This is a genomic window from Bacillus kexueae, from assembly GCF_022809095.1.
GTDB lineage: Bacteria > Bacillota > Bacilli > Bacillales > Aeribacillaceae > Bacillus_BZ > Bacillus_BZ kexueae.
Window position 1 is genome coordinate 46,167 of sequence record NZ_JALAZE010000012.1, and the last position, 21,713, is coordinate 67,879.

Here is a 21,713-nt window from a genome sequence, read left to right on the forward strand (position 1 = left end):
TAGTCGTTGATCAAACGAACGTTTAATCAAGTCGTAAAAATGGTCGATGGTTCAGCAAGCCATCAAGCCGATGTTCACATAACTGGTGTTTCGACGGATTCACGTCAAGCGCAAAAAGGAAGTTTATTTATTCCACTTGTTGGCGAAAATTTTGATGGTCATCAGTTTGTTGAGAAGGCCTTTGAAAATGGAGCCGTTGCCACTTTGTGGGACCGTTCAATTGAAGGAGCTCCTGAGAATTATCCGGTCATTTTTGTTGACGATACACTTAAAGCCTTACAATTACTAGCTCATAGCTATCTTCAACAAGTTCAACCGAAAGTTGTTGGGATTACGGGGAGTAATGGAAAGACTACGACAAAAGATTTAGTAGCCGGCGTTTTATCTACTATTTACAAAGTACATAAAACGAATGGGAACTTTAACAATCACATTGGAATGCCGTTAACGATTTTAAGCATGCCAGAAGATACAGAAGTGGCTGTTTTGGAAATGGGAATGAGCGGAAGAGGAGAAATAGAGCTTCTATCTATGTTGGCGCAACCGGATGTAGCCGTAATTACGAATATCGGCGAGGCCCATTTATTGGATCTTGGTTCACGTGAAGGAATTGCAGAAGCAAAACTCGAAATTTTAGCTGGATTAAAGCCAGAAGGTGTGTTTATTTATGATGGTGATGAACCGTTGCTTCGCAAAAATTACGATAAGTACGAAACGGTAACATTCGGTCAGTCAAAACATAACACCCTCTATCCAATATCCGTTATGCAAAAAGAAGATAGTACGGAGTTTACTTGCAACAACATTGAGTCACAAATAAACATCCCGGTTCTTGGGCGACATAATGTTCTAAATGCGCTGGCAGCCATTTGTGTCGGAAAAGCGTTAAATGTGACGGAAGAAAACATGATTAAGGGACTAAAACAAGTTCAGATGAGTAATATGAGATTAGAAATGCAACAAGGTCCTGGTGGGTTAACGGTTATTAATGATGCCTATAACGCAAGTCCCACATCTGTCAAAGCGGCTATTCAGCTGTTGAAAGATATGACAGGATTTGGACAAAAGATTTTAGTGTTAGGAGATATGCTTGAACTAGGGGATGAAGAAATCCGCTATCATCAGGAAGTGGGCGAATCTGTAAAAGATTCTGGAATTGCTTATTTATATACGTACGGAACGTTAGGGCAAGAAATCGCAAAAGGTGCTAAAGGACATTTACCTGAAGACCGCATTTTAGCTTTTACAGATAAACAACAACTAATTCAGCACTTAAGAAGTGTTGTAACGCCGAAAGATGTTGTGTTGGTAAAAGCTTCTCGTGGGATGAAGTTAGAAGAAGTGGTTCATGCGTTAATGGAAATTTAACAAAGGGGGGATTCCTCATGATCGGTTGCCTTTGTATACATGGATTTACAGGGGGACCTTATGAGGTGGAACCATTAGCTAATCATTTGCGTAAAGTAACGAAATGGGAAGTTCGCGTGCCTACGTTACCGGGGCACGGCGAATCCCTTTCCTTAGGAGGGGTTCGCTTTCAAGAATGGATCGAAAAAGCAGAAGAAGAACTTGTTCAGTTGCTTCAATCGTGTCAGAGTGTGTACGTCATTGGATTTTCAATGGGAGGACTGATTGCTGCTTATTTATCAACCAAATATGATATTTCAAAGCTTGTGTTGTTAAGTGCGGCCGCAATTTATATGAATCCGAAGCAAATGCTTTTGGATATAAAGCAGATGATTCAAGACGGAATTCAGCGGAATTTAAGTGAAAACGAATTGTTCTTGCGCTATAAGAATAAGATTGCTCAAACACCGTTAAGCGCTACGCGTCAATTTCAAAAGCTTGTACGTTATGTAAAACCTTCATTACGGGATGTTGAGGTGCCGACATTAATTGTGCAAGGGGAGTTAGATGGGATTGTACCAGTAAAGAGTGCTCATTATTTACATCGGGTGATTCCTGCTGTAGAAAAGGAGCTACTACTACTCCCGATGTCAAAGCATTTAATTTGTCACGGCGATGACTTTTTAACGCTTGTAGAAAAAGTTGAAGTATTCCTTCAAGTAAATGCTCGTGTCAAGCAGTTTAGTCACCATTCACCATCTTTCGCTTCGAAAGTGTAAAGGCTTACGATTTTTTTGTCGATTTATTGAAGAGAATGATGGAACGGGCCTTTGGTAAATAAAGGAGTTGTTGAAAAGGTTTATATAACGTGTTATGATTACACCTAAAGTGTACAATATTTGGAATCAACAATCCGCCCTTGGAAAGGGCTTTTCTTTTTAGCATATTGGAAAGATAAACTTCTACCACGCGTGAAAGGCTTTGACTCAACTCTCCTCCAAAGAAATTTGTCTAGTCAAGTATTTCGAAACTTTCCGAATCATGAACTACAGTATGGACTCGTTTCATGGAAAACAACAAATTACTTCCCAGCTACATCGTTTTTCAGAACGAATAGGAGAGTGTAACTTTCCTTATATGCAATTGAATAGCAGATAGACGGAAGTTCAATTGTCAGTATGGTGATTGATGAGTACATTCATTTTACACTTAGATAGATAGAATTTTATTGATTAAAAGGAGAATGAATACATTGACAAAAACGTTTCACCAATTTGGGTTAAGCCAAGAATTAATGAAATCCATTAGTAATATGGGGTTTGAGGAAACTACGCCTATTCAAGCGCAAACGATTCCGTTAGCTTTGGAAAATAAGGATGTTATCGGACAAGCACAAACAGGTACAGGTAAAACGGCTGCATTCGGAATTCCACTTGTAGAAAAAATTGAGGTAGAAAACGGTGCGATTCAAGGAATCGTGATTGCGCCAACGAGGGAGTTAGCCATCCAAGTATCTGAAGAGTTATATAAAATTGGGTATCATAAACGAGTGAAAATTTTATCCGTTTATGGCGGACAGGATATTAATCGTCAAATCCGTTCTTTAAAGAAGCGTCCGCACATTATTGTGGGAACGCCTGGAAGACTTTTAGATCATATTAAGCGTAGAACCATTCGCCTTGACCAAGTTCAAACAGTGGTACTTGACGAAGCAGATGAAATGCTAAACATGGGCTTTATTGAAGACATTGAAGCGATTTTAGCAAATGTTCCAGAAACAAGACAAACACTTTTATTCTCAGCGACGATGCCTGGACCAATTAAAGCGATTGCTGAGCGTTTCATGAGTGAGCCGGAGCATGTGAAAGTAAAAGCAAAAGAAGTAACGGTACCTAACATTCAGCAATATTATTTAGAAGTACCTGAGAAGAAAAAGTTCGATGTCTTAACGAGATTGTTAGATATCCAATCTCCAGAACTAGCAATTGTGTTCGGACGTACGAAAAGACGTGTAGATGAATTAGCAGAAGCGTTAACGATCCGTGGTTACTCAGCTGAAGGAATCCATGGTGACTTAAGTCAAGCTAGACGACTATCCGTCCTTCGTAAGTTTAAAGAAGGATCGATTGATGTGCTTGTGGCAACAGATGTTGCCGCGCGTGGACTTGATATTTCAGGTGTAACTCATGTGTATAATTTCGATGTTCCGTTAGATCCTGAGAGCTACGTTCACCGTATTGGACGTACAGGACGAGCTGGAAAAACGGGAATGGCGATGACGTTTATTACGCCAAGAGAGTTCGGTATTTTACAAAATATTGAAAGAACGACAAAGCGCAAAATGGATAAAATGCGTCCACCGACGCTCGATGAAGCGCTTGAAGGTCAGCAAAAAATAACGATTGAAAAATTATCAGCGGTTATCGAAAATGAGAACTTAGCTCATTATCGTAATGCGGCAGAAGAGCTTTTGGAACAACATGATTCCGTATCCGTTATTGCGGCTGCGATGAAAATGATGACAAAAGAGCCAGATACAACGCCTGTCAAATTAACGGCTGAACCACCAGCTCCTGTTAAGAAAGATAAAAATCGCTCCAACACGAAGCGTGATTTTAAAGGTAAAGGTGTAAAGAAAAAGAGACAATCTCACAATCGTTCTAGAGGAAACCGAAATGTCTCATCCTCACGCTCAAGATAAGTAGAGGAAGACAGAGAAAAAGAGCATGCGGGGTGACCGCATGCTTTTTTATTATTGTTACAGAAAGTTTACGTTCCATAAAGTGTTAACGTATTCTCTTTACAGTTTTTTGGTGTCTAGCGCAAAGCGCCATCAGCTCGGGTCGCTTCGGCCCTGCTTTGGCGACGGAAGCCTCCTCGCAGGTCCTCCAGCGCCCTTCGCCTAAGGACTTGCGCTTTTTCTGTGAAAATAAAAATTACCTATGAGCTGAATGATCGATCATGATAGGTAGATGGTAGAAAGAAAAAACCCCGGGGAGAATAAATTTTCATGTCCGGGGTGTGAGTGTAAAATCATGTGTGTTTCTTAATGAATTAGTAATGGAGGGATTAAATTGCGACCATACCCCACCCATGCGTTAAGTCGAAAAGCATTAAATGTGTTTCGGCTGAATGCGATTTTGAATGCTTTTTTTGTGCTCGTTTTCCTCGTAGCAGGAGCACTTTTTAGCTACTTTATTTTGGAAGTACCCAATTGGGTTTTATGGATCGCTGGGGGTGGCTATATCCTGTATTGGATCGTTTCCGTTATGTATGTCCCAAGTGTTAAATATCGAATGTGGCGGTATGAAGTAAGGGAACATGAAGTGGAACTTCAATACGGCGTCTTTGTTGTCAAACGTGTATTAGTCCCTATGATTCGAGTTCAACATGTGGACACGTCTGAAGGACCTATTCTTCGGAAGTATAAATTAGCCAATGTAACCATCGCAACGGCAGCTACTGTCCATGAGATACCGGCATTAGATGTAGAAAAAGCAGATCAACTTCGCGACTATATCTCCCAACTTGCGAGGGAGGCGAAAGAAGATGTATGAAGCAAGACGGCTTCATCCCGTTGCGGGCATTGTGAAGCTTGTGAAATTGTTGAGAAATTTAATCGCTACTTTTTTAATTTTATTTGTTGGGATGCCAGTAGAATATAAAATTTATAGTTACATCGGAATGGCCGTTATTATTTTTGTCATCCTTTTATATAGTTTTATCTATTGGATACATTATACATATCGTGTGGAAGAAGATGAGTTTCGGTTAGATTATGGGTGGATTTTTAAAAAGAAACGATATATCCCACTAGAACGAATTCAAACGGTACATGTGTCAGCAGGACTTATTCAACAGCTGTTTGGACTTGTCAAACTTCAAATTGAAACAGCTGGTGGAGGCGAACAAGCAGAGATTGAGCTGTCAGCAATCAAGAAAGAGGATGCGGTAGAACTTCAGGAATGGCTTCGAATGAATAAGCATCAAGAAGTCGTTGAAAAGGAGCGCGATCAAACAATCTATCGAATGACAACAAAACAGCTATTAATGACTGCCGCAACGTCAAGTGGCTTCGGTGTCATCCTTTCAATATTAGCTTTTTTGTCTCAGTTCGATGAATTGTTGACGAATGAATTCTTTTCGTCTATTGAAACTCGGGTAAAAGAGATTCTTGAGGGCGGTATCGTCACCATTTTGTTAACCGTTACGTTTCTTTTAGTGGTAGCGTGGGGAATTAGTGTGCTTGGGGTTCTGTTAAAGTATGCTCATTTTCGCGTCGTACTGAAGGAAGATGAGTTGACCATTTCAAAGGGGGTAATTGAAAAGCGAACATTTACGGTACCGCTTGAGAGAATCCAAGCGGTGCGAATTGTCGAGAATCCAGTACGCCAAGCTTTCGGTTTCGCGACCGTTTACATTGAAACGGCTAGTACAGGAAATGGTGAAGGAGATGAAGGGGGCATTTTGTTCCCGCTCATTTCGAAGAAAGAATTGATTAAGAAGTTAGAAGAATACTTGCTCATCCGAGTTCCTGAAACCCTCAATCCGTTGCCGAAACGAGCACTGCCTCGGTTTTCGATCGTTAATGTCATGTTGACACTAATAGTGGCTGTTCCATTATCGATGATATTCGCACCTTGGGGGCTGCTGGCGTTACTACTTGTCCCCGTTAGTCTTTTCATAAGTTATTATCAATACAGGGATGGCGGTTGGTTGATAGATGGAAACCGACTGACGCTATCCTTTCGACACATAAGCAAAGTAGTTGTTTTAATGGAGAAAAGACGAATTCAATCCTTGGATGTCCAATCGACCTATTTTCAAAGAAGGAAGAATCTTTTAACCATCTCTTCTTCTATCATGAACGGATTTTCGGGGAGATTGTATTCTGTCAGACACTTAGAAGAGAAAGATGGAATGGAGATTTATGATTGGTATTCACGTTCATAAAATAGAGTGAAAGGGGCGCAATACAATGTGCCCCTTTTTTATCCTGTCTGACTAATTGTTGTGAGCTTTTAAAAATAGTGGTCCTAGAAGAAACCCAGCCATAAGACCAGCTAAATGCGCAACGACATTCGTATTTGGACTTAAAAACGTCATAATTAGTCCAATTCCAATGATGGTTAAAATAAGCTGCTTGCTTTGTTTATCCATATAATACGGACGTTTCATAGCGATAAAAACGTAGAGACCGAACAATCCATATATGGCACCTGATGCTCCGACATGAATGTAAAATGGAGGTTCAATAATGTAAGTCGCCACATTAGCCAGTATACCCGTTGTGAAATAAAAGGTAGTAAACTTCAATCCTTTTAACATACGCTCGAGTGGCGGGGCAAATAGAATAAGGGCAAGTGAATTAAAGAGTAGGTGGGAAAAACTAGCGTGAAGAAACACTGGAGTTAGTAGTCTCCACCATTCACCTGCGTCAATTCCTCCGTTGTAACCACTTAAAAGGCCGAAATAAAGCGTGAAGATGGGGAATGGTAAACTGAATAAAATCCATAAAATGAGTTGAAAGAAACAGATTAAGGTAATGATGGGGTATTTCTCTACGAAGGTTTGAAAGCTTTCATTTCGAGTAAACATAAGATAAACTCCTTTAACAGGACGAGATTCACTTCATACTAAACATGTATGCGTTAGGTGGGTAGAATAGTACATATAAAGGTGGTTGAATAGGATGATAAGTGGAATTGGGTTAGATATCGTAGAATTACAAAGAATAAGTGATCTAATTGCTCGTAATGAACGTTTTGTTTTTCGAGTATTAACGGAGCGTGAGAAAGAACGATACGATGAACTGTCTGAACATCGGAAGATTGAATATGTTGCTGGACGCTTTGCCGCAAAGGAAGCGTTTAGTAAAGCAATTGGTACAGGGATTGGTGCACAAGTTAGTTTCCAAGATATAGAGGTGTTAAATGATGAATTGGGTCGACCTGTTCTTCATCAAATGATTACCCATCATACTGTACATGTAACGATTACACATAGTAATCAGTTTGCGGTTGCGCAAGTAATTATCGAAATGATTGAAAGCTAGTCTGCATAAACCCTATCCTTGTCTCATATATTTTTAGTGCGATAAGAGAGCTGAGAGAAGCGGTGGATACTGTTTCATCATCTCTTGTAACGTCAATTGAGACAAAGGGGTTGAAAAAACTTGAGGAGAGGCTTTCTGTTACTATTGGTTTTCGTGCTAGTGAGCGGAATTTTAGCAGCGTGCGGGGGGAAGTCGCAAGAAGATATTACGAATTCACTTGATAAAAAGGTGGAAGAATTAAACGGGTATAAAACGGATGCGAAGATGACGATTCAAACGGGGGAAGAGCCACAAGTTTATGAAGTTGAGGTTTGGCATAAAAAGCCAAACTACTATCGAGTGGCGTTGAAAAACGCAAGTAAAGAACAAAGCCAAATTATACTCAGAAATGATGATGGGGTATTCGTGTTGACACCGGCACTCAACAAAAGCTTCCGCTTTCAAAGTGAGTGGCCACAAAATAGTAGCCAAGCATATTTGTATGAATCACTTGTAAAAGATGTATTAAATGATGGAGAGGCTACATTTGAGGCGGTCGAAAACACATACGTATTTGGGACAAAAACGAACTATCAAAATAGCAATATGCTTCCTTATCAAGAAATAACATTTAATAAAGATTTATCTCCGATGGGGGTAAAAGTGCTAGATGTAGATAAAAATCCGCTCGTGACAGTTGAGTTTTCAAATTTCGAAGCGAATCCGAAATTTGATGCAAATGCATTTGACATGGAGAAAAATATGTCCAATGCACAAGTAGAAATACCAACTCTCGCACAAGAGATGGAAGATAAGTTTGCTGTTATGTATCCGAAGGAAGAACATTTACCACCAGGCATTACGTTAACGCAAGAAAAAGAGGTCGCGACTGAAGATGGAAAGCGAATTGTATTAACTTACAGTGGAGAACGTTCATTTACGTTAATACAAGAGCGAGCGTCCATTGCGCCTGTTACAACAGCTGAATACGTGAGTGGGGAACCAGTGGATTTAGGATTTACAGTTGGGGCACTTACCGAAAAATCGGTGACATGGTCTTATGACGGTGTAAACTATATGCTTGCATCAAGTGATTTGACGCAAGATGAAATGATTTCAATTGCCCAATCTGTTCAAGCTCAAGCTGGAAAGTAAAAATGTATCGAGCGGTTTTACCGCTCGATTCTTTTCATGAGAAAAGAACTTTTTACATGAGGCGAAATTTATCTGCTGGTTGTTCCGCTTCTTCGCACATACGCTTTTTGTTTCTATCTTGCCAAAGTCGAAATGTTTCGTGATAAAATGGAAAATAAAACATTCGACATGTAGAGGATGGGAAGGAAATGCAGAACTTTTACCGTGATACGTGGGCAGAAATTAATTTAGATCATATTGAAGCGAATGTTCAATCATTGAAAAAACAATTACCACCTAATACGGAAATTATGGCTGTTGTAAAAGCGAATGCGTATGGTCATGGAGACCTTGAAGTGGCGAATGCGGCGTTAAAGGCAGGGGCTACACGTTTAGCAGTCGCTTTTTTAGATGAAGCCTTGGCGTTGCGAAAGAAAGGGGTAACAGTTCCAATTCTTGTCATGGGGGCTGTGCGACCATCTGATGTTACAATTGCTGCTGAAAATCATATTTCGTTAACAGCTTATTCAAAAGAATGGTTAAAACAAGCAGGGAAGTATTTGCTTCATCACGAAGTAAGTTTACACATGAAGCTGGACACAGGTATGGGAAGGCTCGGAATTCGAGAGGAAGAAGAGCTTGTCGAGTCACTTTCCTTTATTGATACTCATGCTTGCTTTCAATTGGAAGGTGTTTTCACTCATTTTGCAACAGCTGATGAAAAAGATACTGCGTATTTTAAAGGGCAATACGATCGTTTTCTAACGATGTTAAAGCATTTCGAGCATAAGGGTGTTTTAATTCATTGCGCCAATAGTGCAACGAGTTTACGTTTTCCAAACGATGTCTTTAATGCAGTGCGGTATGGAATTTCAATGTATGGTCTTCCGCCTTCATTAGACATTGTGGATGAAATTCCTTTCAAATTAAAAGAAGCGTTTTCTCTTCATTCATCGATCGTCCATATTAAAAAGGTGAAAAAGGGAGAGAAAATAAGCTACGGAGCGACGTATACAGCAAGTGAAGATGAATGGATTGGAACCGTACCGATTGGGTATGCAGATGGCTGGATTCGCCGTCTATCAGGAAGTGACGTACTCGTAGATGGAGAACGTGTACCAATCGTCGGCCGGATTTGTATGGACCAAATGATGATTAAATTAAAGGAAGAAAAACCACTCGGAACAAAAGTAACGTTAATCGGTTCACAAAAAGATCAAACCATTTCCGTTAATGAAGTGGCGAAAAGGCTTGAAACCATCAATTATGAAGTACCTTGTATGATTAGTTGGCGTGTTCCCCGTATGTTTTTAAAAAATGGGAGTATAATGGAAGTGAGAAACTCATTGCTTTAGGCTGTTTTCGTAGCATTTTTTAACGTGTAGCGAAAAACAGCGACTAAAGTGTAGCAATAGTGATTGAGCCCTTCCAGAAAAGGTGTAGGAGGGTTGGTTTTACTGCTGAAAAACGTCCGCCTTTCGCCTTTGGTGTAAAACAAAAAGCCGCAACTTTTAGAAATTAGCCTTACAATAAAATGAAATCATGAATAAAAAAATCCATTTATTGTCGATAATAGAGGGGAAATATACAAAAATGGCTTTAATTCACCTACTATAAGTGATATTATTGAAGGTGGAATGGAGAATTGGCTGTGTAGATCGGTGGAGGTGTATGTTTGTGTCTGAGTCCAGCGCAACAACTGAAATTTTAGTACGATTACCGCAAACACTTGTTTCTGAAATTGATGGTTTAGTGAAACAGGAAAACGGAAATAGAAGTGATCTTATTTATCAAGCCACTAAAATGTATTTACGTGAACGTAAGAAGCGCCAAATTCGTGAATCGATGAGACGTGGTTATATGGAAATGGCAAAGATTAATTTAAATATCGCTTCTGAAGCCTTTCTAGCTGAGTATGAAGCGGACCACACCGTTGAACGCTTAGTAAGCGGGGGGTAATCCATTGATTGTTAAACGCGGCGACGTTTATTTTGCTGATTTATCCCCAGTTGTTGGTTCCGAGCAAGGAGGCGTTCGTCCTGTTTTAATCATCCAAAACGATATTGGAAATCGGTTCAGTCCAACGGTGATTGTTGCGGCCATTACCGCTCAAATTCAAAAGGCTAAGTTGCCTACTCATGTTGAAATTGATGCGAAAAAGTACGGTTTTGAACGTGATTCAGTCATATTGCTCGAACAAATCAGGACCATTGATAAACAACGGTTAACTGATAAAATTACTCATTTAGATGATGAAATGATGGAAAAAGTGGATGAGGCCTTACAAATTAGTCTAGGGCTTATCGACTTTTAATGCACTTATATAAATATGTCCTTACAGGTTGCCTTTAATGGCAACTTTTTTTGTTGTTACAGAAAGTTTACGTTCAATAAAGTGTTAAAGTATTCTCTTTACAGTATTTTTGTGTCTAGCTCCAAGCGCCATCAGCTCGGGTCGCTTCGGCCCTGCTGTGACGACGGAAGCCTCCTCGCTCGTCCTCCAGCGCCCTTCGCCTAAGGACTTGCACTTTGCGCTTTTCGCCTAGTACTAATCAAATGCGGTTAGGGTGATTTTTTCAAGCGGAAGGCTTTTGTCTTCTGCTGGATGTAGAGGAAAGGACCCGGCAGAAAGGAAATATCTCAAGCAAAGTCTCAATGAAATAATGGTGGGAAAGCAACACTGGCTAGCTTTTTAAGAAAAAATTGAATATCCTCCCCTGAATCGATATTAGGATATGTTGATGATAGACAGCATAGTCCTCGTTAAAATTATTGTATTTTTCACAATTGTTAAGAACAGGTATAATAAAATGAGAATGATTTCTATTTAGTATTATCGGTTCTATCACCTTTATGAATAACCAAATGGGAAGAGGAGGATTTTCAATGGGAGAGAACAAAATGGTACCAACATTCATTGAAAAAAATAGAGAAGTAATTATCGAAACGTGGACACAACAATTACTAGAAGAAAAAGAGCAATATTCGAATACCGTGACAGAGCAAGTCTTTTCTACGATTTCTAATGATTATATCTCCATGTTAAACCTTTATTATTTCACCCCTGAACAGAAAATTTCCCCGAAAGCTGAGGAGCTTTCTCGAAAGTTTGTGCAGGCTGGTTGGCCGATACATATGGTTACGAAGAGCTTAAGTATATTTGAACGCGTGGTCTTTCAAATGTTGGCAAAAAAAGAGTCATCAGAGAGACATGTGGAGCTTCTTTGGGAGATTGAGAAAGTGGTGTCTCCAATTAATGCCGAATTGCTCCAACAATATACTGCCACATTTGAACGAACTATCGATTTGCAAAAAATCGCTCTACAAGAATTGTCTGCCCCATTAATCCCAGTGTTTGATCGAATCGCAGTTATGCCGCTTGTGGGCACAATCGATACCGATCGTGCGAAACGTATAATGGAGAACTTATTAAATGGCGTCGTGAAGTATCGTTCTGAAGTAGTTCTAATCGATATTACAGGAGTACCTGTGGTTGATACGATGGTTGCGCACCATATCATCCAAGCTGCTGAGGCTGTTCGATTGGTTGGGGCTAAATGTTTGCTTGTCGGCATTCGTCCTGAAATCGCACAAACCATCGTTAACCTTGGTATCGACCTCAGTAACATTACAACGAAGAACACGTTATTAAAAGGAATTGAAACGGCTTTACAAATGACGAATCGTAAAATTGTTGAAGTGGAGGGTGAGTAATGCAAATTCAACGTATTCCTATTTTAAAATTATATAATTGCTTGCTCGTTTCCATTCAGTTAGAGCTTGATGACCAAACGGCTTTACAATTTCAAGAAGATTTACTTAATAAAATTCATACGACCGGTGCCAGAGGAGTCGTGATTGACTTAACGTCGGTTGAGGTGATTGATTCCTTCATCGCCAAAATATTAGGGGATGTTATCAATATGTCAAAGCTGATGGGAGCAAGGGTTGTCTTGACTGGAATCCAGCCTGCTGTTGCAATCACGCTAATTGAATTAGGGATTGAACTTCGTGAGGTACATACCGCGCTTGATCTTGAAAAAGGCCTTGAGAAACTTCAGCAGGAGTTGGGGGGAAGCCGATGACCAACGAGTCTTATGTAAAAATTGTGACAGAGTGGGACATCGTAGCTGCCCGCCAATTAGGTCGCAACCTAGCGAAAGAGCTCGGGTTTGGCTCGGTCGACCAAGCTAGGATAACGACTGCGATTTCAGAGCTTGCTCGAAATATTTATCTATATGCTGAAGAGGGGCATATATACATTGAACGAATTGATCATGTTGGGAAATCGGGAATGAAAGTGGTCGCCAAAGATCAAGGCCCTGGCATTTCCGACATTCGAAAGGTGATGGAGGATGGCTTCTCAACATCGGGAGGATTAGGTGCTGGACTGCCGGGAGTTAAGCGATTAATGGATGACTTTGATATTGTGTCTAACATGGGAGAAGGGACAGAAATAACCGTTGTGAAATGGCTTCGATAGGGGGAGCTAATATGGATAGTCAGAATGAACGAATGCTTATATATAAAAAATTAGTAGAAGATTTTATCGAACAAAAGACAGAAGAAACGTTGTATGAAGGGCAAAAATTTAGCCGACACGTCATTGAACAACAAATTGCACCGGATGAAATTGTGAGCATGCATAAAAAAGTAATGGAAGAGCTTTTTCCATCACTGCCTTCCTCCGTTTTTCATTCCTTTGATTTTCTACTAGAAGTCATGATAGGTTATGGGCTAGCTTATCAAGAACATCAGTTTTTGCGGAATAAACAACAAGAGTTGAAGTCAGAAATGGAGATTGCGGCAAATGTCCAACAAACTCTTTTAGAGACGGAAATACCAGATGTGAGCTGTTTAGATATTGGCGTGAAAAGCGTTCCGGCAAAAATCATGAACGGCGATTACTATCATTTCGTTCAAGATGAAGACACGATCAGCGTCGCCATAGCGGATGTAATCGGAAAGGGAATACCAGCAGCATTATGTATGTCCATGATTAAGTATGCGATGGACAGTCTACCAGAATCGAGAAAAAGCCCAAGTAGAGTATTGGAAAACTTGAATAGCGTAGTGGAACAAAATGTAGATGAGAGTATGTTTATTACGATGTTTTTCGGTATGTACGATACAGTAAAGCATACATTTGCATTCTCATCAGCTGGTCATGAACCAGGGTTCTATTATTCTGCTAAGGATGATGCTTTTTATGATTTGAAGACAAAAGGACTTGTGTTAGGAATCAATCGAAACATTGAATATCGCCAATACGAAAAAGTATTAGAGATTGGTGATTTTATTATTTTACTGTCAGATGGGGTTACGGAAACGCGTACGAAAGAAGGATTTGTTGAACGAAGTACCATTACTTCTACGATTCGAAAGTATATGCATTTACCTGCTCAAGAGTGTGTAAATCTCGTTTATAGCGAATTTGAACGAATGCAGGATTTTCAACTCCAAGATGATTTTACATTAATTCTTTTAAAACGTAAGGTTTAGGGTTTGAGTTTTAAGGGTAAATAGCTAGTAAATAAGACAGTCCTTTAGGTGGAGGGAATCGGGATGAATTTAACGATTAATATAAATGAGACGAAGAATGAAGTGTTCGTACATTTGAAGGGGGAAATCGATGCGTTCACCGCTCCGAAATTAAAAGAGTCTTTAATGCCTTATTCCGAAAAAGAAAATGTGTATATGACGGTTTGTTTACAAGATGTGCAATATATGGATAGTACTGGGTTAGGAGTATTTGTTGGATTGTTAAAGAGTGTACGAAAGCATAACGGTCATCTTAAGCTAACGGATTTGTCCCCTCGATTAGAGCGACTATTTTCGATAACAGGCTTAAGTGACATCATCGATATTTCAACCAAAGCAGTAGGTGAGAACTAATGGAAATGATAAAAGATTATGTTGAGATGAAGTTTCCTGCGAAGCCGGAATACATTGGTGTTGTTCGTCTGACTCTTTCAGGAATAGCCAGTCGAATGGGTTTTACGTATGACGAAATTGAAGACTTAAAAGTTGCAACGAGTGAAGCTTGTACAAATGCTGTGAAACATGCTTACAAAGAGCATCCGGGCGAAATGATTATTGGCTTTGGGATTTATGAAGACCGGTTGGAAGTGATGGTGGCTGATCGCGGTGAAAGTTTTGAGTTTGATAAATTACGTGAACAGCTAGGCCCGTACACACCCTCTATACCGATTGAAGATTTAAACGAAGGAGGGTTAGGGTTATTCTTGATTGATACATTGATGGATGAGGTGAAAGTATTAGCTGAATCAGGTGTAACCGTCTTTATGACGAAGTTTTTAAATGGGGAGAGAGTCGAAAATGAAACAGTTATCTCCAAAACAGAAACGAACTAAAGAGGAGATTCATGAACTCATCCGTCTTTATCAAGAACATAGTGATCAAGAAGCTCAGGAACAACTCATTTTCCAATATGAAAACCTCGTACATTCATTAGCGCGCAAGTATGTAAATGGGAAAAGCTATTTAGAAGACCTCATCCAAGTCGGGATGGTGGGACTTATCGGCGCTATACAACGCTATGACGTAACCGTAGGGAAGCCGTTTGAGGCATTCGCCATCCCCACCATCGTTGGTGAGATGAAGCGATATTTGCGTGATAAAACTTGGAGTGTTCATGTTCCAAGACGTATTAAAGAACTAGGTCCGAAAATTAAATCAGCTGTCGACCACCTTACGAATGAACTTCAACGCTCGCCGAAAGTAGTCGAAATTGCTGAATATATTGATGCTACTGAAGAAGAAGTGTTAGAAGCGATGGAAATGGGGAGGAGCTATCAAGCGCTTTCTGTTGACCATGCGATCGAGGCGGATTCAGATGGAAGCACAGTAACGATACTGGACGTCATAGGGCAGGCGGAAGAAGGGTATGAGCACATTAATCAACGCCTCACCTTACAAAAAATACTTCACGTATTAACAGACCGTGAAAAACAAATTATTGAGCATATATTTTTGAATAGTAAAAGCCAAAAAGAAACTGGTGAATTGCTAGGTATCTCTCAGATGCATGTCTCACGATTGCAGCGCCGAGCGATTGATAAATTACGCAAAGCGGCTAGAGCAGATATGATGGAGTCACCCTCATGATGCAGTTGCAAAAAACGGAGAAAATTAATGTTCTCGCTTATCAAATTGAAAAAATCGGCAATGTTTATTGTGGAGATTCTTTTTATATGCTCGTAACGGATGAATCCTATTTATGTGTAGTGGCAGATGGGCTTGGTAGTGGTGAGGCAGCACATGTATCATCGGCTGCCATCTGTCAAATCATCGAACAAAATAAAGATGAATCAATCGAGACATTAATGTCTCTTTGTAATGAAGAGATGAAAAATAAGCGAGGAGCGACAGTTGCTATCTTGAAGATTGATTTGACAACGAGAGAATGTTGTTATAGTTCCGTCGGTAATATCCGCTTTGCCTTCTATATCCCTTCGGATCGCTTTATCTTTCCATTGCCTGTTAGCGGCTACTTATCAGGAAAACCTCAGAAATACCGAATTCATCGGTTTCAATATGAACCAGAGTCGAAATTTCTTATGTATACGGATGGCTTAAGTGTTACGTCCAATAGGCCAATCTTAAAAGATTCCGAATCGGTCGAGGAAATGTCTGATTCTTTAAAGCATCTCGTACCCCTTCGGACCGATGATTTAACATATGTAGTCGGACAATTATTTTAAAAGTTATACGAGTTCGATTTTGAAGTGCAAAATTAAAATAGCTATATTAAAAAGAGGTGCAATTAACACCTCTTTTGTATTTATCTCAGTAATTTAAATTAGAAGCAATAATGGTTCGTTTTTTAGGACAACTCTGTTTATCCCTAATATGTACTGATGGTTTCCTGTAGTTTTTCCATTACCTTTGTTAAAGCAAAAAGTGAATTTGTTGTTTCAAATGTACCAACATCTAAGGAATGATTAGCATTTGGGACAACATGAATCTCTAAATTTGATTTAATTAATTGTTCAACTTTGGTTGAATCGAAATAGTGATCTTTGTCCCCGATAACTAACAACCCTTCATGTTGGCTATTTAAGATGGAGTCAAAGATCGAATCAAATTTCAACAGAGGGGTTAATAAAATCATTTTTGATTTTAGGAATTCATCTCTTTTCATTAGATCATTGGCAATTGGAATTGTACCAAGGGATTTTCCTAAAAAAATGGTTTCGTTGTATTGGCTTTTTTTGAGAAATTCTAAAATGACAGGGTTAACATCATCCGTCATTGTTTTGGTGATTTCTTCAAGAGGCTTTTGAAAGAAATCTTCCCCATACGAGTAATGGATATGAACTATGTCAATTTTGTTTTGGAGCATTGTCATAGTTGCATAATAGAATAGGGGTTTATCGTAATTGTATCCTGAACCTGAAAACATAAAGCAAACCGATTGGGAGCCTGTTTCTATATGTGTATAACTAATCGAATTGCCGTTTGTTAGTATCTCACTTTTATTGACTTTCATCGCTTTCCCCTCCAAAGCTTTTATAACATTTTAACAATTCTCTTGTGGGAAAATCATCCACTTTAATTGTTGGATGATTTATCGAAAATGGAACGAAACAGAGTGAAGGGTAAGGAGACTTAGCTTTAGTCTCGGGACAGAATCTATCTGTAGCTGAAATACAGATGATCTTCATCATACAAAATGCTTTTTGTCTAAAGCAGAAGACCTTTGTAATCGAAGCAAGTAACAATAATATTAGCATGGTCTATTATTAAAAGCATGAATCCTCGTTGGAACGGACCTATTGCGTTTGGTAAAATATTGGCATACTGCAGTCAAAGGTGGAGGAAAAAAGATGGAACAACAAGCTCGTATTTTAACGTTAATAAGCGAAGAATTATCACTCCCAAAGCAAAAAATTGAAAATGTTATTCAACTATTAAATGAGGGGAATACAGTTCCGTTTATTGCTCGCTATCGAAAAGAGCAAACGGGCGCGTTAGATGAAGTACAGATTCGGACGATTGAAGAACGCTGGACTTATATGCAAAATCTTCAAACGAGAAAAGAAGAAGTTATCCGTCTAATCGCCGAGCAAGACAAGCTAACAGAAGAACTAAAGAAGAAAATTATTGCGGCCACTAAACTTCAGCAAGTAGAAGATTTATATCGACCATACCGACAAAAAAGAAGAACTAAGGCTACAATTGCAAAAGAAAAAGGGTTAGAACCTTTTGCTAAATGGTTATTTTCTCAACCGACATCTGGAGATATAGAAGAAGAAGCAAAAAAATACATAAACCATGAAAAGGAATTGGTTGAAGTAGCAGATGTGTTGGCGGGTGCAAACGATATAGTAGCCGAATGGATCTCCGATGATGCTGCGATTCGTCAACACATCCGTCAGTTAACATGGAAAAAAGGGAACATTACCTCTGTAGGTAAAAAAGAAGAATTGGATGACAATAAAGTTTACGAAATGTACTACCAATATGAAGAGCCGATTCATAAAGTTGTTCCACATCGTGTGTTAGCTATGAACCGTGGTGAAAAAGAGGAAATATTAAAAGTTTCGACAGTGGCCCCGATAGAAGAAATTATCTCATACATGGAAAATAAGTTAGGAAAAAAGGGTTCGATTGCGACGGCATTTATGAAATCAGCCATAGAAGATGCTTATAAGCGATTAATCGAACCTTCCATCGATCGAGATATTCGAAAAGAGTTGACAGAGCATGCGGAAGAACGGGCAATTCACATCTTCTCTGAAAACTTACGGAAGCTTCTACTTCAACCACCACTAAAAGGGAAAATGGTCCTCGGTGTGGACCCAGCTTATCGAACTGGATGTAAATTAGCAGTCGTTGATGAAACAGGGAAAATGCTCTCCATTGCGGTTGTGTACCCACACCCACCTAAAAATCAGATCGATGAAGCAAAGCGAAAACTGGTTGACGTATTAAAAACTTATAATATTGAAGTTATTGCTATCGGAAATGGGACTGCTTCTAGGGAAACCGAACAATTTATTGCGCAAGTAATAAGAGAGCTAGATCACGACATTTATTATTTAATCGTAAATGAAGCGGGTGCTAGTGTATATTCTGCTTCTGATCTTGCGAGGGAAGAGTTTCCTGACTTACAAGTAGAAGAAAGAAGTGCAGTATCCATTGCACGAAGACTACAAGACCCACTAGCTGAACTTGTCAAAATTGACCCGAAATCTGTTGGTGTTGGTCAATACCAGCACGATGTATCACAAAAAAGGTTGAATGAATCGTTAACTTTTGTTGTAGAAACGGTAGTAAACCAAGTAGGTGTAAATGTAAATACTGCCTCTCCAGCTCTCTTACAATATGTATCTGGGTTAAGTAAGACAGTGGCGAATAATATTGTAAAGCGTCGTGAGGAAGTTGGTAAATTTACAAATCGAAAGCAATTGAAAGATATTCCAAGGCTCGGTGCTAAAACGTACGAACAATGTATAGGATTCTTACGAATAGTTGATGGGAATGATGTACTTGACCGAACAGGAATCCACCCAGAAAGCTATGAAGACGTTGAAAAATTATTAACGAGTTTGTCTTTGACAAAAGAAGACATTGGATCTGAAAAGTTGAAGGAAGCGCTAAAAACGATTGAACTTACGCAAGTAGCGAAAGAGCTAGAAATTGGCGAATACACGTTAAAAGATATCGTTGATGCTCTCGTGCGACCTGAACGTGATCCGCGAGACGAAGTTCCTAAGCCGTTGTTGAAAAAAGATGTCTTGAAGCTCGAAGACTTAAAGCAAGGAATGGAATTACAAGGGACAGTGCGAAATGTAGTAGATTTTGGTGCATTTGTGGATATAGGGGTTAAACAAGATGGATTAGTCCATATATCTAAACTAAGTAACCGTTTTGTGAAGCATCCTCTAGACGTTGTTTCAGTAGGAGATATCGTGACAGTATGGGTAGATTCAGTTGATGTTGAAAAAGGACGAGTTGCTCTTACTATGATACAATAGACATAATGGAACACTGCTTGTTATGAGCAGTGTTTTTTTCGGTAAAAATACCAACATTGATTTAGGAGTTTTATTTGATAGCGATCCTTCTGGTAAAAAGCACGCATCATTTGATTTTTTAGCCATGTAGGCATCGGATATAACCTCCCAAACTAATTTGTTATATAATGTATGCGCCTATGTGTTGTCCTGTGAGCTAATTAAATAAAGAAGGTGTTTGTATGAACGACGAACAATTGCAAACATTGGTTGAATCGATATCAACTGAATATTTTCAGAAGCCCTTTACTCATCGAGCGTACTTTAATTCTAGACTCCGAACGACTGGTGGGAGATATTTATTGCAAACTCATAACATTGAGATTAACCCAAAATATTATGAGGTATATGGACTAGAAGAAATAGAAGGGATTATTAAGCATGAGTTATGTCACTATCACTTGCATTTGGAAGGCAAAGGATACAAACACCGTGATCAAGATTTTAAGGACCTTTTATTAAAAGTCGGGGCACCTAGATTTTGCACTCCGCTTCCACGAAAAACTACTCGTGCTAATCGAAAAGTGTATGAGTATCGTTGTAAAGACTGTTCTCAATCTTTCATTCGGTATAAAAAGATGGATACAACGAGATACGTATGTGGTAAATGTAAGGGGAAAATTTTTTTATTAAAAATGCTTGACTAAATTTTGAAGGATATGTTAAATTATAAAAGCCGTCGTCATTAAGTAGATGCGGTGATAAAAACAAGTTTCTGCCAAAAAACTTGTTGACAAATCAGAAAAGAATAATTAAAATAAATAAAGTCTTCACTTAATTATTCCGCAGTAGCTCAGTGGTAGAGCATTCGGCTGTTAACCGAACGGTCGCAGGTTCGAATCCTGCCTGCGGAGCCATACGGAGAAGTACTCAAGTGGCTGAAGAGGCGCCCCTGCTAAGGGTGTAGGTCGCGCAAGCGGCGCGAGGGTTCAAATCCCTCCTTCTCCGCCATTCATGGCCCGTTGGTCAAGTGGTTAAGACACCGCCCTTTCACGGCGGTAACACGGGTTCGAATCCCGTACGGGTCATACATAATTCGCCTTAATGGGAAGTTGTTGAAACTTCCCATTAAATAACTGGAGGATTAGCTCAGCTGGGAGAGCACTTGCCTTACAAGCAAGGGGTCGGCGGTTCGATCCCGTCATCCTCCACCATACATTAGGTCCCGTGGTGTAGCGGTTAACATGCCTGCCTGTCACGCAGGAGATCGCGGGTTCGATTCCCGTCGGGACCGCCATTTTTTTGCTTGACTTAGATGCAACAATTTGATAGAATAGATTTTGTTGTTTTTAAAGTTATTGGGCTATAGCCAAGCGGTAAGGCAACGGACTTTGACTCCGTGATGCGCTGGTTCGAATCCAGCTAGCCCAGCCAAGTTTCGAGCCATTAGCTCAGTTGGTAGAGCATCTGACTTTTAATCAGAGGGTCGGAGGTTCGAGTCCTCCATGGCTCACCATTTTTCAATACTAAATGCGGGTGTGGCGGAATTGGCAGACGCGCTAGACTTAGGATCTAGTGCCGCACGGCGTGGGGGTTCAAGTCCCTCCACCCGCACCATTTCTGCGGTAGTGGCGGAATGGCAGACGCGCTAGGTTGAGGGCCTAGTGGGGGCGACCCCGTGGAGGTTCGAGTCCTCTCTACCGCATAGAGAAAGTTTATAAAAACTTCTCAAAAAAAGTATTGACAAACAAATTGAAAATTGTTATAATAGAATTCGTCTTTCTTGATAAAGCGCCCGTAGCTCAATTGGATAGAGCGTTTGACTACGGATCAAAAGGTTAGGGGTTCGAATCCTCTCGGGCGCGCCATAACCGGGAAGTAGCTCAGCTTGGTAGAGCACATGGTTTGGGACCATGGGGTCGCAGGTTCGAATCCTGTCTTCCCGACCAGACGGAGCTATGCGGGTGTAGTTTAGTGGTAAAACCTCAGCCTTCCAAGCTGATGTCGTGGGTTCGATTCCCATCACCCGCTCCATAAAATGATCTTTGAAAACTAAACAAAACGAAGCGTCAACGTTAATTCTTATTTTATGAGCAATCAAACTTTTTTGGAGAGTTTGATCCTGGCTCAGGACGAACGCTGGCGGCGTGCCTAATACATGCAAGTCGAGCGAACAGATAGGGAGCTTGCTCCCTTGACGTTAGCGGCGGACGGGT

23 protein-coding genes, 12 tRNA genes and 1 rRNA gene are annotated in these 21,713 nt (G+C 40.0%); 33 read left to right on the top strand and 3 right to left on the bottom strand.

Annotated features, from left to right (window positions below; translation table 11 throughout):
• Window positions 1–6: 6 nt before the first annotated feature.
• The 5 genes from ML543_RS15500 to ML543_RS15520 all read left to right on the top strand — a co-directional run bounded on the left by ML543_RS15500 (window position 7) and on the right by ML543_RS15520 (window position 6,300).
• Window positions 7–1,368, top strand: coding sequence for a UDP-N-acetylmuramoyl-tripeptide--D-alanyl-D-alanine ligase (locus tag ML543_RS15500; RefSeq protein ID WP_243388339.1), 1,362 nt, complete (start codon window positions 7–9; stop codon window positions 1,366–1,368).
• 17 nt (window positions 1,369–1,385) lie between these two features.
• The gene (locus ML543_RS15505; RefSeq protein ID WP_243388340.1) at window positions 1,386–2,126 is read left to right on the top strand and encodes an alpha/beta hydrolase; all 741 of its coding nucleotides are present in this window, start codon (window positions 1,386–1,388) and stop codon (window positions 2,124–2,126) included.
• A gap of 464 nt (window positions 2,127–2,590) precedes the next feature.
• Entirely contained in the window at window positions 2,591–4,048 is a 1,458-nt protein-coding gene (cshA, locus tag ML543_RS15510; protein ID WP_243388341.1) for a degradosome RNA helicase CshA, read from the top strand.
• A gap of 373 nt (window positions 4,049–4,421) precedes the next feature.
• A complete protein-coding gene (locus tag ML543_RS15515; RefSeq protein ID WP_243388342.1) occupies window positions 4,422–4,904 on the top strand; it encodes a PH domain-containing protein in 483 nt (160 codons plus the stop codon).
• Window positions 4,897–6,300, top strand: a complete 1,404-nt coding sequence (locus ML543_RS15520) for a PH domain-containing protein (protein ID WP_243388343.1) — start codon at window positions 4,897–4,899, stop codon at window positions 6,298–6,300. Before ML543_RS15515 ends, ML543_RS15520 begins: the two co-directional genes overlap by 8 nt.
• A 51-nt stretch (window positions 6,301–6,351) precedes the next feature.
• Here the strand turns inward: ML543_RS15520 and ML543_RS15525 are convergent, their stop codons facing one another.
• Window positions 6,352–6,945 carry a rhomboid family intramembrane serine protease gene (locus ML543_RS15525; protein WP_243388344.1) on the bottom strand — a complete coding sequence of 198 codons (594 nt, stop codon included), beginning with the start codon at window positions 6,943–6,945 and terminating at the stop codon, window positions 6,352–6,354.
• 94 nt (window positions 6,946–7,039) lie between these two features.
• Between ML543_RS15525 and acpS the strand changes: the two genes are divergently transcribed.
• The 13 genes from acpS (at window position 7,040) to ML543_RS15590 (ending at window position 16,239) form a co-directional block, all read left to right on the top strand.
• Complete coding sequence (gene acpS, locus ML543_RS15530) at window positions 7,040–7,402, top strand: holo-ACP synthase (protein ID WP_243388345.1); 363 nt, start codon at window positions 7,040–7,042, stop codon at window positions 7,400–7,402.
• Between the two features lie 120 nt (window positions 7,403–7,522).
• Complete coding sequence (locus ML543_RS15535; protein ID WP_243388346.1) at window positions 7,523–8,536, top strand: LolA family protein; 1,014 nt, start codon at window positions 7,523–7,525, stop codon at window positions 8,534–8,536.
• Window positions 8,537–8,724: 188 nt separating this feature from the next.
• Window positions 8,725–9,870 carry an alanine racemase gene (gene alr / locus ML543_RS15540; protein ID WP_243388347.1) on the top strand — a complete coding sequence of 382 codons (1,146 nt, stop codon included), beginning with the start codon at window positions 8,725–8,727 and terminating at the stop codon, window positions 9,868–9,870.
• Window positions 9,871–10,192: 322 nt separating this feature from the next.
• Entirely contained in the window at window positions 10,193–10,474 is a 282-nt protein-coding gene (locus ML543_RS15545) for a CopG family ribbon-helix-helix protein (RefSeq protein ID WP_243388348.1), read from the top strand.
• Window positions 10,475–10,478: 4 nt separating this feature from the next.
• Window positions 10,479–10,829, top strand: coding sequence for a type II toxin-antitoxin system endoribonuclease NdoA (ndoA, locus tag ML543_RS15550; RefSeq protein ID WP_243388349.1), 351 nt, complete (start codon window positions 10,479–10,481; stop codon window positions 10,827–10,829).
• Window positions 10,830–11,401: 572 nt separating this feature from the next.
• Window positions 11,402–12,229, top strand: a complete 828-nt coding sequence (locus ML543_RS15555) for an STAS domain-containing protein (protein WP_243388350.1) — start codon at window positions 11,402–11,404, stop codon at window positions 12,227–12,229.
• Window positions 12,229–12,600, top strand: a complete 372-nt coding sequence (locus ML543_RS15560) for an STAS domain-containing protein (RefSeq protein ID WP_243388351.1) — start codon at window positions 12,229–12,231, stop codon at window positions 12,598–12,600. The genes ML543_RS15555 and ML543_RS15560 overlap by 1 nt, the downstream gene beginning before the upstream one ends.
• The gene (locus tag ML543_RS15565; protein WP_243388352.1) at window positions 12,597–12,998 is read left to right on the top strand and encodes an anti-sigma regulatory factor; all 402 of its coding nucleotides are present in this window, start codon (window positions 12,597–12,599) and stop codon (window positions 12,996–12,998) included. The genes ML543_RS15560 and ML543_RS15565 overlap by 4 nt, the downstream gene beginning before the upstream one ends.
• An 11-nt stretch (window positions 12,999–13,009) precedes the next feature.
• Complete coding sequence (locus ML543_RS15570) at window positions 13,010–14,017, top strand: PP2C family protein-serine/threonine phosphatase (protein ID WP_243388353.1); 1,008 nt, start codon at window positions 13,010–13,012, stop codon at window positions 14,015–14,017.
• A gap of 63 nt (window positions 14,018–14,080) precedes the next feature.
• Window positions 14,081–14,410, top strand: coding sequence for an anti-sigma factor antagonist (locus ML543_RS15575; RefSeq protein ID WP_243388354.1), 330 nt, complete (start codon window positions 14,081–14,083; stop codon window positions 14,408–14,410).
• Complete coding sequence (rsbW, locus tag ML543_RS15580; RefSeq protein ID WP_243388355.1) at window positions 14,410–14,889, top strand: anti-sigma B factor RsbW; 480 nt, start codon at window positions 14,410–14,412, stop codon at window positions 14,887–14,889. Before ML543_RS15575 ends, rsbW begins: the two co-directional genes overlap by 1 nt.
• On the top strand, window positions 14,855–15,643 hold the full coding sequence (gene sigB / locus ML543_RS15585) for an RNA polymerase sigma factor SigB (protein WP_243388356.1): 789 nt from the start codon (window positions 14,855–14,857) through the stop codon (window positions 15,641–15,643). The genes rsbW and sigB overlap by 35 nt, the downstream gene beginning before the upstream one ends.
• A complete protein-coding gene (locus ML543_RS15590) occupies window positions 15,640–16,239 on the top strand; it encodes a PP2C family serine/threonine-protein phosphatase (RefSeq protein ID WP_243388357.1) in 600 nt (199 codons plus the stop codon). The genes sigB and ML543_RS15590 overlap by 4 nt, the downstream gene beginning before the upstream one ends.
• A gap of 143 nt (window positions 16,240–16,382) precedes the next feature.
• Here ML543_RS15590 and ML543_RS15595 read toward each other — a convergent pair whose 3' ends face one another.
• Entirely contained in the window at window positions 16,383–17,027 is a 645-nt protein-coding gene (locus ML543_RS15595) for an alpha/beta hydrolase (RefSeq protein ID WP_243388358.1), read from the bottom strand.
• A 337-nt stretch (window positions 17,028–17,364) separates the two neighbouring features.
• Between ML543_RS15595 and ML543_RS15600 the strand changes: the two genes are divergently transcribed.
• Window positions 17,365–19,518: a Tex family protein gene (locus ML543_RS15600; protein ID WP_243388359.1), complete on the top strand. Its 2,154-nt coding sequence runs from the start codon at window positions 17,365–17,367 to the stop codon at window positions 19,516–19,518.
• A gap of 20 nt (window positions 19,519–19,538) precedes the next feature.
• Here the strand turns inward: ML543_RS15600 and cmpA are convergent, their stop codons facing one another.
• Window positions 19,539–19,652 (bottom strand): cortex morphogenetic protein CmpA, encoded by a 114-nt coding sequence (gene cmpA, locus ML543_RS15605; protein ID WP_243388360.1) that lies wholly within the window; start codon window positions 19,650–19,652, stop codon window positions 19,539–19,541.
• An 87-nt stretch (window positions 19,653–19,739) separates the two neighbouring features.
• Between cmpA and ML543_RS15610 the strand changes: the two genes are divergently transcribed.
• The 14 genes from ML543_RS15610 to ML543_RS15675 form a co-directional block, all read left to right on the top strand.
• The gene (locus ML543_RS15610) at window positions 19,740–20,204 is read left to right on the top strand and encodes a SprT family protein (protein ID WP_243388361.1); all 465 of its coding nucleotides are present in this window, start codon (window positions 19,740–19,742) and stop codon (window positions 20,202–20,204) included.
• Window positions 20,205–20,339: 135 nt separating this feature from the next.
• Window positions 20,340–20,414 (top strand) — tRNA-Asn (locus ML543_RS15615).
• Between the two features lie 3 nt (window positions 20,415–20,417).
• Window positions 20,418–20,508 (top strand) — tRNA-Ser (locus tag ML543_RS15620).
• Between the two features lie 5 nt (window positions 20,509–20,513).
• Window positions 20,514–20,585 (top strand) — tRNA-Glu (locus tag ML543_RS15625).
• A 50-nt stretch (window positions 20,586–20,635) separates the two neighbouring features.
• Window positions 20,636–20,711, top strand: a tRNA-Val gene (locus ML543_RS15630).
• Between the two features lie 7 nt (window positions 20,712–20,718).
• Window positions 20,719–20,794: transfer RNA gene (locus tag ML543_RS15635), tRNA-Asp, on the top strand.
• Window positions 20,795–20,856: 62 nt separating this feature from the next.
• Window positions 20,857–20,931: transfer RNA gene (locus tag ML543_RS15640), tRNA-Gln, on the top strand.
• A gap of 6 nt (window positions 20,932–20,937) precedes the next feature.
• A tRNA-Lys gene (locus tag ML543_RS15645) sits at window positions 20,938–21,013 on the top strand.
• A 16-nt stretch (window positions 21,014–21,029) separates the two neighbouring features.
• Window positions 21,030–21,114 (top strand) — tRNA-Leu (locus tag ML543_RS15650).
• 5 nt (window positions 21,115–21,119) lie between these two features.
• Window positions 21,120–21,202, top strand: a tRNA-Leu gene (locus ML543_RS15655).
• An 86-nt stretch (window positions 21,203–21,288) separates the two neighbouring features.
• A tRNA-Arg gene (locus ML543_RS15660) sits at window positions 21,289–21,365 on the top strand.
• Between the two features lie 4 nt (window positions 21,366–21,369).
• Window positions 21,370–21,446 (top strand) — tRNA-Pro (locus tag ML543_RS15665).
• Between the two features lie 11 nt (window positions 21,447–21,457).
• Window positions 21,458–21,531, top strand: a tRNA-Gly gene (locus tag ML543_RS15670).
• Window positions 21,532–21,601: 70 nt separating this feature from the next.
• Window positions 21,602–21,713 (top strand): 16S ribosomal RNA (locus tag ML543_RS15675); the annotation flags it as partial.

Coding starts and splice junctions, on each gene's coding strand:
- ML543_RS15565 (WP_243388352.1), top strand. CDS start 12,597: ATGACCAACGAGTCTTATGTAAAAATTGTGACAGAGTGGGACATCGTA.
- ML543_RS15600 (WP_243388359.1), top strand. CDS start 17,365: ATGGAACAACAAGCTCGTATTTTAACGTTAATAAGCGAAGAATTATCA.
- ML543_RS15570 (WP_243388353.1), top strand. CDS start 13,010: ATGGATAGTCAGAATGAACGAATGCTTATATATAAAAAATTAGTAGAA.
- sigB (WP_243388356.1), top strand. CDS start 14,855: ATGAAACAGTTATCTCCAAAACAGAAACGAACTAAAGAGGAGATTCAT.
- cshA (WP_243388341.1), top strand. CDS start 2,591: ATGAATACATTGACAAAAACGTTTCACCAATTTGGGTTAAGCCAAGAA.
- ML543_RS15610 (WP_243388361.1), top strand. CDS start 19,740: ATGAACGACGAACAATTGCAAACATTGGTTGAATCGATATCAACTGAA.
- ML543_RS15505 (WP_243388340.1), top strand. CDS start 1,386: ATGATCGGTTGCCTTTGTATACATGGATTTACAGGGGGACCTTATGAG.
- ML543_RS15520 (WP_243388343.1), top strand. CDS start 4,897: ATGTATGAAGCAAGACGGCTTCATCCCGTTGCGGGCATTGTGAAGCTT.
- ML543_RS15590 (WP_243388357.1), top strand. CDS start 15,640: ATGATGCAGTTGCAAAAAACGGAGAAAATTAATGTTCTCGCTTATCAA.
- ML543_RS15575 (WP_243388354.1), top strand. CDS start 14,081: ATGAATTTAACGATTAATATAAATGAGACGAAGAATGAAGTGTTCGTA.
- ML543_RS15555 (WP_243388350.1), top strand. CDS start 11,402: ATGGGAGAGAACAAAATGGTACCAACATTCATTGAAAAAAATAGAGAA.
- rsbW (WP_243388355.1), top strand. CDS start 14,410: ATGGAAATGATAAAAGATTATGTTGAGATGAAGTTTCCTGCGAAGCCG.
- alr (WP_243388347.1), top strand. CDS start 8,725: ATGCAGAACTTTTACCGTGATACGTGGGCAGAAATTAATTTAGATCAT.
- ML543_RS15525 (WP_243388344.1), bottom strand. CDS start 6,945: ATGTTTACTCGAAATGAAAGCTTTCAAACCTTCGTAGAGAAATACCCC.
- ML543_RS15595 (WP_243388358.1), bottom strand. CDS start 17,027: ATGAAAGTCAATAAAAGTGAGATACTAACAAACGGCAATTCGATTAGT.
- cmpA (WP_243388360.1), bottom strand. CDS start 19,652: ATGCCTACATGGCTAAAAAATCAAATGATGCGTGCTTTTTACCAGAAG.
- ML543_RS15560 (WP_243388351.1), top strand. CDS start 12,229: ATGCAAATTCAACGTATTCCTATTTTAAAATTATATAATTGCTTGCTC.
- acpS (WP_243388345.1), top strand. CDS start 7,040: ATGATAAGTGGAATTGGGTTAGATATCGTAGAATTACAAAGAATAAGT.